Genomic DNA, 10,783 nt, shown 5'->3' on the forward strand with positions numbered 1-10,783 from the left:
GCAACTTCGTGCACTCTGCACATTGGGTGGTGGTTCCTCGCTGACTAGCGTGAGCGAAAACATTCCCCCAGCTTGAAGGACGCTCATGGCTCGCTTGGCTCACGCAGACGACTTCGCCCTCTCCCGTGTCACCCCCGAGGCGCAGAAGCCCTGGTTCGGTATCGCAGTGCAGCGATTCGGTCAGGTCTCCGCACTCTCCCAGTTCCTCCTCGGCGCCACGCTCGGCTACAGCATGACCTTCGGCGAAGCTGCGCTTGCGTTGCTGCTCGGCTCGATCATCCTCGAGGTGATCATGTGCATCGTCGGCATCATCGGCCAGAAGGAGGGCCTGAACACGGCGCTCCTCGCCCGCTGGACCGGCTTCGGCGAGATCGGCGCCTCGCTCGTCGGCCTTGCGATCGGCATCAGCCTGATCGGCTGGTTCGGCATCCAGAGCGCCATCTCGGCCGAGTCGCTCGACGTGCTCATGCCGGGCGTCATGCCCGCCTGGGCGTGGAGCCTCATCTTCGGCCTCATCGTGACGGCGATCGTCGCGTTCGGCTTCAAGGGCATGCAGTGGCTCGCGAACATCACGGTGCCGCTGTTCCTCATCCTCGTGGGCTGGTCGGTCATCAGCGAGCTCGCGCAGCACGACATCGTCGAGCTCCTCACCGGCCCCGCCCCCGGCCCCGCCATGAGCGTCTGGACCGGTACCGGCATCGTCGCCGGCGGCCTCATCGTCGGCGCGATCATCACCGCCGACATGACGCGCTTCAACCGCTCGAAGGCCGACGTCATCAAGCAGACCGTCGTCGGCGTCAGCCTCGGCGAGTTCGTGATCGGCCTCGCCGGCGTGCTCCTCGCCCACGCGGCGGCCTCCGGCAACATCGTCGCCATCGTGACCTCGTCGATCGGCTTCGTCGGCCTCATCATCGTGATCACCGGCACGCTGAAGATCAACGACTGGAACCTGTACTCCTCGACGCTCGGCCTCGTCAACTTCATCTCGACGGCCTTCAACCGCAACCTGCACCGCGTGACCACGACGATCGTGCTCGGCGTCGTGGGCTCGGTGCTGGCCGCCGTCGGCATCCTCGGCCAGTTCACCGAGTTCCTCATCATCCTGGGCGTCGCCTTCCCGCCCATCGCGGGCATCATGGTCGCCGAGTACTTCGTGGTGAAGCGCTGGCGCACCGACCTCGACGAGACGCGCGAGTCCGGCCGGCTTCCCGAGACCGCCCCGCGCATCGTGCCGGCGACGATCGTCATCTGGGTGGTCTCCGCGCTCGTCGGCTACTTCGTCACGTGGGGCATTCCACCCGTGCTCTCGCTCGTCGTGTCGATGGTGCTCTACATCGTCGCCGGCAAGCTCGGCTGGGTGAGGGGCATCGGCACCGCGCGCACCAACCAGGTCGAGGCGCCCGTCGAGCAGGTCTCGGCCCGGTCCTAGTCGACAGTCCCCCGAACTTCGCATCACACGCACCACCCAGAAAGCGAGAACCATGCATATCGGCATCGACGTCGGCGGCACCAACACGGATGCAGTGCTCATGGACGGCACGCGAGTACTCGCGGGCGTCAAGCACTCCACCACTCCGGATGTCACGAGCGGCATCGTGCAGGCGATCGAAGACCTGCGATCGGGCCACGCGTTCGCGGGCACCGACATCGATGCGGTCATGATCGGCACGACCCACTTCATCAACGCCCTCGTGCAGGCGAAACGACTCGCCCCGACGGCGGCCCTGCGACTCGGCCTGCCCGCGACGAAGGCGCTGCCGCCGCTCGTCGACTGGCCGGCGCCGCTCGTCGAGGCGATCAGCGCGAAGAGCTACCTCGCGCACGGCGGCTACGAGTTCGACGGCCGCCCGATCTCCCCGCTCGACCCCGAGGAGTTGCGCGGCCACGCTGCGGACATGAAGGCGAACGGCATCCGCTCGGTCGCGATCTCCTCGGTGTTCAGCCCGGTCAACCACGACCTCGAGGTCGAGGCCGGCCGCATCATCGCCGAGGAGCTCGGACCGGACGTCGCCATCTCGCTCTCGCACGAGATCGGCCGCATCGGCCTGCTCGAGCGCGAGAACGCGACGATCATCAACGCGGCGCTGCGCGAGCTCGCCTCGGAGATCGTCGACGGCCTCACGGCCGCCGTGCGCAAGCAGGGCATCGAGGCACCCATCTTCCTCAGCCAGAACGACGGCACCCTCATGGACGAGGACTACGTGCGCCTCTACCCCGTCGCCACCTTCGCGTCGGGCCCGACGAACTCGATGCGCGGCGCCGCCCTCACGAGCGGCCTCGACACCTGCGCCGTCGTCGACGTCGGGGGCACGACCGCCGACATCGGCCTGCTCATCAACGGCTTCCCGCGCGAGACGTCGAACGAGGTCAAGGTCGCGGGCATCCGCACGAACTTCCGCATGCCCGACGTGCTCTCGCTCGGCATCGGCGGCGGCAGCATCGTCGACGTCGAGACAGGCGAGGTCGGCCCCGAGTCGGTCGGCTACCGCCTCACGACCGAGGCACTGGTCTTCGGCGGTTCGACCCTGACCGCGACCGACATCGCGGTCGCCGCGGGCCGCGCCGAGGTGGGCGACGCCTCGAAGGTCGCTCACCTCGACCCGGCGCTCGTCGAGCGTGTGCTCGCGCGCATCGCCGAGCGCGTCGCCGAGGCCGTCGACCGCATGCGCACCTCCCCCGAGCCGATCCCGGTCGTGGCGGTCGGCGGCGGCTCGATCCTGCTGCCCGATGCCCTGCCGCTCTTCGGCGGGGTGCACCGGCCAGAGAACTACGCCGTCGCGAACGCGATCGGCGCCTCCATCGCCCAGGTGGGCGGCGAGATCGACAAGGTCTACGCGATCGAGCCGGGCCGCCGCGACGAGGCGCTCGCCGCGGTGCGCGCCGAGGCCGTCGACAAGGCGATCGCCGCGGGCGCCTCGCCCCGTTCGGTCGCGATCGTCGACTTCGACGAGGTTCCCATCCCGTACCTGCCGGGCAACGCCACGCGCATCCGCGTCAAGGCCGTCGGCGACCTCGACATGGGGGCCTGACATGAGCTGGACGATCACGGCCGCCCAGATCCCCGACATCGCCCGCGGGGCCGCGGTGCTCGGCACCGGCGGCGGCGGCGACCCCTACATCGGCGCACTGCTCGCGACGCAGGCGCTGCTCGAGCACGGCGACGTCACGGTCGTCTCGCTCGACGAGGTGCCAGCCGATGCCGTCGTGCTGACCGTCGCCATGATGGGCGCTCCGACCGTCATGGTCGAGAAGCTGCCGAGTCTCGACGAGGTCACCGCGCCCGTGCATGCGCTCGGCACCTACCTCGGCCGCCCGGTGACGCACATCGCGTGCGCCGAGATCGGCGGAGTGAACTCCACGATCCCGATCGCCGCCGCCGCAGCACTCGGGTTGCCGCTGCTCGACGCCGACGGCATGGGCCGCGCCTTCCCCGAGCTGCAGATGGTGCTGCCGACGCTCTACGGCGTCACCGCCTCACCCCTCGCGTTCAGCGACGAGAAGGGCAACACCGGCGTGCTGCAGACGGTCGACAACAGCTGGACCGAGCGCATCGCGCGCGTCGCCTGCGTCGAGATGGGATGCTCCGTCATGATCTCCGGCTTCTCGATGTCAGGCGATCAAGCCCGCGAAGCACTCGTGCCCGACTCGCTCACCCTCTGCGCCGAGATCGGCCGCACGATCGTCGCGGCACGCGCCGAGAAGGCCGACCCGGTCGACGCCGCCGTCCGACTGCTCGGCGGCCGCGAGCTCTTCGCGGGCAAGGTCGTCGACGTGCAGCGCGCGACCACGACCGGCTTCGCACGCGGCACGGCGCGCATCGATGGCACGGATGCCTCGGTCACCCTGTCGTTCCAGAACGAGCACCTGATCGCCGAATCCGACGACGGCGCGATCCTCGCGACGACCCCCGACCTGATCATGGTGCTCGACCACGACTCGGGCGAGCCGATCACGACCGAGGCCCTTCGCTACGGGCAGCGGGTGCGCGTGATCAGCGCGCCGAGCGACGAGCGCTGGCACTCGCCGGAGGCGCTCGCGATGGTGGGCCCCGGGTACTTCGGCTACGACCTGCCCTCGCACCGCTTCGACGGCACCGTCGAGGCGCCGGGCGGGGCATCCGTGGAGGCGGCCGCATGAGCTGGCAGCTGACCGCGGCCGACCTGCCCGACCTCGCCCGCGGCGCGACCCTGCTCGGCACCGGTGGCGGCGGCGACCCGTACATCGGCAAGATGCTCGTGGAGCGGGTGCTCGGCGACGGCTCGATCACGATCCTCGACCCCGACGAGCTCGACGACGACCTCTTCGTCATCCCCACCGCCCAGATGGGCGCGCCGACCGTCATGATCGAGAAGATCCCGGCGGGCACCGAGCCGACGCTCGCACTCCGCACCCTCGAAGAGCATCTCGGCAAGCGAGCGGATGCCACGATGCCGATCGAGTGCGGCGGCATCAACTCGATGATCCCGCTCATCGTCGCAGCCGAGACCGGGCTCCCGGTCGTCGACGCCGACGGTATGGGCCGCGCCTTCCCCGAGCTCTCGATGGAGACGTTCGCCGTGTACGGGGTGCACGGTTCGCCCCTGGCCCTCGCGGGCGAGCGCGGCGAGCAGGTCATCATCGACACGGGCGACGACGACCGGCAGATGGAGTGGCTCGCCCGTGGCATCACGATCCGGCTGGGCGGTGTCGGGCACATCGCCGAGTACGCGATGAGCGGCGCCGACGTGAAGCGCACGGCGGTGCCGCGCACGATCTCGATGGCGCTCGCGCTCGGTCGGGCGATCCGCCTCGCCCGCGAATCGCACCGTTCGCCGTTCGAGGCGATCGCCGACACGCTCGCGCCGACGCTCTACTCGCACATGCGGGAGCTCTTCGTCGGCAAGGTGACCGACGTCGAGCGACGAACGACCGACGGGTTCGCGAAGGGTCGTGCGGTGATCTCGCCGCTCGATCCGGCGAGCGCGGAGACGTTCGAGATCTCGTTCCAGAACGAGAACCTCGTGGCGCGGCGGGGCGGCGAGGTCGTCGCGATCGTGCCCGACCTCATCTGCGTCGTCGATCACGAGTCAGCGGAGCCGATCACCACCGAGGGCCTGCGGTACGGCCAGCGGGTTCGCGTGCTCGGCATCTCGACGCCCGAGATGATGCGCACCGACGCGGCACTGCGGGCGTTCGGCCCGTCGGCGTTCGGTCTGACCGACCCCTTCGTGCCGGTGGAGTCGCGCGCCTAGGCTTGACGCATGGCGAGAACCCTCGAGCACGCTCAGTTGGCTGCGCTCGCGCGAGGGTTCTCACTGCTCGGCTCGGGCGGCGGCGGCACGACGACCATGCTCGAGCTGGCGCTGGACGGTGACGAGCACTGGCCGGTCACGCTGCACGAACTCGGCGACCTCGACCCGGCGCTGCCGTGCCTCGGCGCGGCCTTCGTCGGCTCGACCATGCTGCTCGGCGAGCGGCTTCCCGGCGCGGCCCCGTTCGCGCGGCTGATCGCGGCGGCCGAACGCTGGCTCGGTCACCCGGTGCCCGTGGTCTGCTCGCTCGAGGGCGGCGGTCTGAACGGACTCACCCCGTTCACCCTCGCGGGCGACCGGCTCCTCGTCGACGCCGACCTGACCGGCCGGGCGGTGCCGGGTCTCGACCAGATGTCGCTGCTCGTGGATCGGGTGCCCGGCGTCATCGCCGCGTGCGACACCGGCGCGGGCGGGGTGATGCTCGTCGAGACCGATCGACCGATCGACCTCGAACGAGTGATCCGCTCGGCCATCATCCAGGTGGGCGGCGTCGGCGGCACCGTCTTCGCCGGCTTCACGGTGGGAGATCTCGTCGAGCACTCGGTGCACGGCAGCACGCGGCGGGCACTCGAGCTCGGCACCGCGTTCCTCCGAGCGCGGTCGGCTCCCCTGCCCGAGCTGGCGACGGCACTCGGCGGCCGGGTGCTCGGCCAGGGCCGCATCACCGCCGTCGAGCCCGATCCTCGCGACCCCTACGTCAACTCGATCGGCGTCGACGGCGAGCACGGCCAGGTGCATCGCATCCTCACCCGTTCCGAGACGCTCGCGTTCATGACCGACGGGCGCCTCGAGGCCTCCGCTCCGACGATCATCGTCGTGCTCGATGCGGTGTCACGCGACATCCTCGAGGTGACCGACCTCACCCTCGCGCGCACGGTCGCCGTGCTCGAACTGCCGGCACCGGGCTGGTGGTCTGTGCGCGACGAGCGCCTTCGCCACGTCGTGCCGTCGGCGTACGGCCTCGCAGACCTCGACGGAGTCGCATGAACGAAGAACTCCGGCTGAGCGCGCTGCTCGCACATCCCGTCAACGGCGGCCTGCGGGTCGTGGCCGGTCCGACTGACGCCTCGTGGGCCGATGTCGCCGTCGAGACGACCGAGGCCGAACTGCCCGAGCGGGGAGAAGCCGGCATCGCGATCCTCACCGCTCCCCCTCCCGCCACCCCGTGGCAGCGGGATGCGCTCATCCGCCGCACCCGGGACCGCGGGTTCCTGGCGCTCGCCGTGCCCGGCGCCGACGACTTCGGCGCGGGCAGCCGCAGCCTCGCTGCCCGGCTCGGGTTGACGCTCCTGCACGTCGACAAGCCGATGCAGCTCGCGAAGGCGTGCTGGCACCTGCTCGAGGCCCGCGACGCGCTCACCCTCGGTTACGTGCGAAAGGTCGCCCAGTCGATCGAATACCACGCCGAAGGTCTCTCCGACCTGCTGCGGCACCTGAGTTCGAGCGTCGGCCACGGAATCGCCCTCGTCGATTCCGAGGGCGTGCTGTTCGAGGCCGGCGGGCGGCTCGATGCATCGGTGCACGCGGCGATCGACTTCGCGCCGTGGCTGGATCTCGCGAGGGCCGGCGCGGGCGCCGCGGCATCCGTCCGGGTCGACAGCCCGAGCCGTGAGGGGCTGCGAATCGCCTTCTTCGGCGACGGTCTCAGCGACCCGCAGTTGAGCGGCCTGGCGGTCGCCGCCGAGGTCGCGATGCCGGCGGTCGCCGCGCGCATCCTGATCGACGAGGTCGCCGAGGTGAGCGACGCGTCGGTGTCGTCGGCGGTGCTGCGCGACTTCATCGACCTGCGCGGTGCGCCGGATGCCGACGTCGAGCGGCGAATGCTCGAGCGCGGATGGCGCACGGCCGGTTACCACCTCGCCTTCCGCATCATCGGCCGCGCCCGACTCGACACGTTCCAGTTGCTGCGCTTCGTCACGCGCGGGCTCGGCGCCGTTTCGGCCGACTCCCACGCGACGACGAGCGGCCGCGGGGTGACCGGGTGGCTCACCTTCGCCGAACCGCCGGCCGCACAGCAGGTCGAGGGGTACATCACGGCGCTCCGCGCCCTGCATGTGGCCGCCCGCCGCGATTTCAACGTCGCCACGGGGGTCGGTTCGGTCGAGAACGGATCCGCCGGCCTCACGGCGTCGCTCAGTGAAGCAGCGGATGCCGCGCGCATCGCGGTCGATCGTTCGGCGACGGGCTGGTTCGTGCGCGTCGACGGGCTCGGCCTGGAACAACTGCTGCTCGCATGGACGGGCAACGACACCTTCGTACCCGCCGCGAGGTCGCTGCTCGCCCCGCTGCAGGATGGCGGCGGCGAACTGCTCGAGACCCTGTCGGCCTATCTCGACCACGAGTCCGGCATCGCGGCGACGGCTGCGGCGCTCGGGCTGCATCGCAACACCGTGTCGGTGCGCATCCAGCGGGCGCAAGAGTTGCTCGGCGTCGACATGGCCGATCCCGAGGCGCGGCTCGCGCTGCACCTCGCCTGCCGGGCCGTGCGCGAGTCGGGCTGATGCGACGTCGGTCGCCGTGTTCTCTGGCGCGCGACCTCAGAGCCGCAGCGGCCCCGAGCCGTGTTCGCCGAGCTCGTCGTCGGGGTTCAGCAGTCGGCACGCCTTCATCGAGAGGCAGCCGCAGCCGATGCACCCCGTCAGCTCGCGTTCGAGTTGTTCGATGCCGAGTCGGCGCAGTTCGAGCTGCCGCTTCCAGCGGCGCGACGCCGCCTGCCAGTCCTCATGACTCGGCGTCGTGTCGAGCGGCACGTTCTCGAACGCCGTCTGCACGTCGGAGAGCGGGATGCCGAGGCGCTTGGCGACCGAGATGAGCGAGACCCGGCGCAGCATGTGCCGCGGGTAGCGACGCTGATTGCCGCCGGTGCGGTGCGAGGCGATGAGCCCGAGGTCTTCGTAGAAGCGCAGCGCCGACGGCGCCACGCCGGTGCGCCGGCTCATCTCGCCGACGGTTAGCAGTTCGTCGGGCGCGTGCCGGCCGGCCGCGACCTCGTCGGCTGCGGTCCCGTCGACGGGGCCGCCCGCGTCGATCGGCAGTGCGTCACGCTGCGACATCCAACCCCCTTCATTTGACTTCAAGGGTACTTGAGGTTTTACGGTAGAGGCATGCGAATCGTGAAGTCGGTGACATCGAGATGACCTATGTGATCGCGCTGCCGTGCGTCGACGTCAAAGACAAGGCCTGTATCGACGAGTGCCCCGTCGACTGCATCTACGAGGGCGAACGATCGCTCTACATCCACCCCGACGAGTGCGTCGACTGCGGTGCCTGCGAACCCGTCTGCCCCGTCGAGGCCATCTACTACGAAGACGACCTGCCCGAGATGTGGTCCGACTACTACAAGGCCAACGTCGAGTTCTTCGAGATCTCTCCGGGCGGCGCCCCGGCGCTCGGCTCGCCGGGTGGGGCGGCGAAGACCGGCGTGCTGCCCTTCGACCACCCGATCGTCGCGGCGCTGCCGCCGCAGGCGACGCATTCATGACGGGCGCCGCGATCTCGAACGACCCGAGCACCCGCACCGCCGCCGCACCCCCCGCATCCGCCGCCGCACCCCCTGCCGCCCCCGTCGACACCACCGCCGCGTTCAAGACCGCGTTCCGCGATCACCCGGCGGGCGTCGCGCTCATCACCGGCATGACCCCCGACGGCCCCGTCGGCCTGACCGCGTCGAGCGTCGCCTCGGTGTCGGCCGAGCCGCCCGCCCTCTCGTTCTCGGTGACGCGGGCCACGGGCTCGGCCGGTGGGCTGCTCGCCGCAGACAGCGTGCTCGTGCACTTCCTCGGCGCCCAGCACGTCGACGTCGCGCAGGCGTTCGCGCACTCGGGCCGGCCGCGGTTCACGCCCGAGCAGGGGTGGTCGCGCCTCGAGACCGGTGAGCCGTGGCTCGCCGACTCCCCCGCGGCGCTGCGCTGTCGTACGCTGCACGTGGTGCAGGTCGGCGGTTCCTCGCTCGTCGTCGCCGAGGTGATCGACGTGCTGCTCGGCGAGCAGGCGCCGTCGCTCGTCTACCGTGACCGCCGATTCCACCGTCTCGACCACGACACCCCCGAACTCTGAGCTGTCAGCCCGCCGCAAGCACCCGCGAGCGGCACATCGAAAGGAAGCACCAGGATGCCCGCCTATTCACTGCCCGACCTGCCCTACGACTACTCCGCGCTCGAGCCGCACATCTCGGCGACGATCATGGAGCTGCACCACTCGAAGCACCACCAGGCCTACGTCACGGGTGCGAACACGGCGCTCGAACAGCTCGCCGAGGCGCGCGAGAGCGGCAACCTCGCGAACGTCAACAAGCTCGAGAAGGACCTCGCGTTCAACCTCGGCGGTCACATCAACCACAGCGTCTTCTGGCAGAACATGTCGCCCGACGGCGGCGGCTCCCCCGCGGGCGAGCTGGCCGCGGCGATCGACGACGGCTTCGGCTCGTTCGACGCGTTCCGCGCGCACTTCACGGCGACGGCGCTCGGCGTGCAGGGCTCTGGCTGGGCGGTGCTCGCGTGGGACTCGGTGGGCGCGCGCCCCGTGATCTTCCAGCTCTTCGACCAGCAGGGCAACGCGCCGCTCGGCGTGACCCCGCTGCTGCAGCTCGATGTCTGGGAGCACGCCTACTACCTCGACTACCGCAATGTGCGCGCCGACTACGTGAAGGCATTCTGGGAGATCGTGAACTGGGCCGATGTGCAGGCGCGGTTCGCAGCTGCCAGCACCGCGACGGCCGGTCTGATCGTGCCGAGGGCCAGCTGAGCACTCCGCCCGAACCCCCTCGCGCGCCACGGCGCCGGCGCCGACCGCGCCGGCGCCCCTCGGTCGCGCTGCTCTCGGTGCAGCTTCGGCGCTACGCGCTCGCGGCCATCGTCGTGCTCACCGCGATCGGCACGCTCATCGCCTGGCTGAACCGGTGAGCCGCCCGCCGACGCAACCGAGCTGAGTTCTGCTCGGTTGAGCTGCTCAACTGAGTTCTGCTCGATGCCCCGTCTCGGCTAAGATGGGAAGTTCTGCGTCAAGCGACCCTCGAGGTCGCCGAAAGGGAGGAACTCCGCGATGACCACGGAATCCGTGTGGATGACCCCGGCCGCGTTCGAGCGGCTGGAAGCAGAACTCGCCGAGCTCTCGCGGCCCGGCCGAACGCTGACCGACACCGAGCAGGCACGCGCGACCGAGCTTCGCGCCACGATCCGCAATGCCGAGGTCGGCCTGAAGCCCGACGACGGCCTCGTCGAGCCCGGCATGCGCATCACCGTTCGCTTCGACGACGACGCCGAACCCACGAGCTTCCTGCTCGGCAGCCGTGAGCTCGCCGACCTCGACGCGGCCGTCGACCTCGACGTGTACTCGCCGACCTCGCCGCTCGGCGCGGCCATCACGGGTCGCTACGTCGGCGACACCGTTTCGTATCAGGCGCCGAACCGCGCCATGCAGGTCACGGTGCTCGAAGCGGTGCCGTTCGGCTGAAATACCATGAGCGAGCGGATGCCGCGGGGTGCATGCACCCC

At 70.3% G+C, this 10,783-nt stretch carries 11 protein-coding genes; 10 read left to right on the forward strand and 1 reads right to left on the reverse strand.

Annotated elements, in window-relative coordinates; genetic code table 11:
* Positions 1–85: 85 nt before the first annotated feature.
* The 6 genes from ACWGST_RS11335 to ACWGST_RS11360 are packed head-to-tail and all read left to right on the forward strand — an operon-like array spanning position 86 to position 7,792.
* Complete coding sequence (locus tag ACWGST_RS11335) at positions 86–1,429, forward strand: purine-cytosine permease family protein (protein WP_452046768.1); 1,344 nt, start codon at positions 86–88, stop codon at positions 1,427–1,429.
* A gap of 52 nt (positions 1,430–1,481) precedes the next feature.
* Positions 1,482–3,029, forward strand: a complete 1,548-nt coding sequence (locus tag ACWGST_RS11340) for a hydantoinase/oxoprolinase N-terminal domain-containing protein (RefSeq protein ID WP_452046769.1) — start codon at positions 1,482–1,484, stop codon at positions 3,027–3,029.
* 1 nt (position 3,030) lies between these two features.
* Positions 3,031–4,137 (forward strand): DUF917 domain-containing protein, encoded by a 1,107-nt coding sequence (locus ACWGST_RS11345; protein WP_452046770.1) that lies wholly within the window; start codon positions 3,031–3,033, stop codon positions 4,135–4,137.
* On the forward strand, positions 4,134–5,231 hold the full coding sequence (locus ACWGST_RS11350) for a DUF917 domain-containing protein (protein WP_452046771.1): 1,098 nt from the start codon (positions 4,134–4,136) through the stop codon (positions 5,229–5,231). Before ACWGST_RS11345 ends, ACWGST_RS11350 begins: the two co-directional genes overlap by 4 nt.
* A gap of 9 nt (positions 5,232–5,240) precedes the next feature.
* Positions 5,241–6,278, forward strand: a complete 1,038-nt coding sequence (locus ACWGST_RS11355) for an S-methyl thiohydantoin desulfurase domain-containing protein (RefSeq protein WP_452046772.1) — start codon at positions 5,241–5,243, stop codon at positions 6,276–6,278.
* The gene (locus ACWGST_RS11360; RefSeq protein WP_452046773.1) at positions 6,275–7,792 is read left to right on the forward strand and encodes a PucR family transcriptional regulator; all 1,518 of its coding nucleotides are present in this window, start codon (positions 6,275–6,277) and stop codon (positions 7,790–7,792) included. Before ACWGST_RS11355 ends, ACWGST_RS11360 begins: the two co-directional genes overlap by 4 nt.
* A 36-nt stretch (positions 7,793–7,828) precedes the next feature.
* On the opposite strand, the gene soxR is transcribed toward ACWGST_RS11360, so the two are convergent.
* On the reverse strand, positions 7,829–8,344 hold the full coding sequence (gene soxR, locus ACWGST_RS11365) for a redox-sensitive transcriptional activator SoxR (protein WP_452046774.1): 516 nt from the start codon (positions 8,342–8,344) through the stop codon (positions 7,829–7,831).
* Positions 8,345–8,424: 80 nt separating this feature from the next.
* Between soxR and fdxA the strand changes: the two genes are divergently transcribed.
* The 4 genes from fdxA to ACWGST_RS11385 all read left to right on the forward strand — a co-directional run bounded on the left by fdxA (position 8,425) and on the right by ACWGST_RS11385 (position 10,742).
* Entirely contained in the window at positions 8,425–8,772 is a 348-nt protein-coding gene (gene fdxA, locus ACWGST_RS11370; RefSeq protein ID WP_452046775.1) for a ferredoxin, read from the forward strand.
* Positions 8,769–9,347, forward strand: a complete 579-nt coding sequence (locus ACWGST_RS11375) for a flavin reductase family protein (protein ID WP_452046776.1) — start codon at positions 8,769–8,771, stop codon at positions 9,345–9,347. The genes fdxA and ACWGST_RS11375 overlap by 4 nt, the downstream gene beginning before the upstream one ends.
* 54 nt (positions 9,348–9,401) lie before the next feature.
* Positions 9,402–10,034, forward strand: a complete 633-nt coding sequence (locus tag ACWGST_RS11380) for a superoxide dismutase (protein ID WP_452046777.1) — start codon at positions 9,402–9,404, stop codon at positions 10,032–10,034.
* Between the two features lie 297 nt (positions 10,035–10,331).
* Positions 10,332–10,742, forward strand: a complete 411-nt coding sequence (locus ACWGST_RS11385) for a GreA/GreB family elongation factor (RefSeq protein ID WP_452046778.1) — start codon at positions 10,332–10,334, stop codon at positions 10,740–10,742.
* The last annotated feature ends 41 nt before the right edge of the window (positions 10,743–10,783 follow it).

This window comes from Agromyces sp. NPDC055520 (assembly GCF_053619715.1).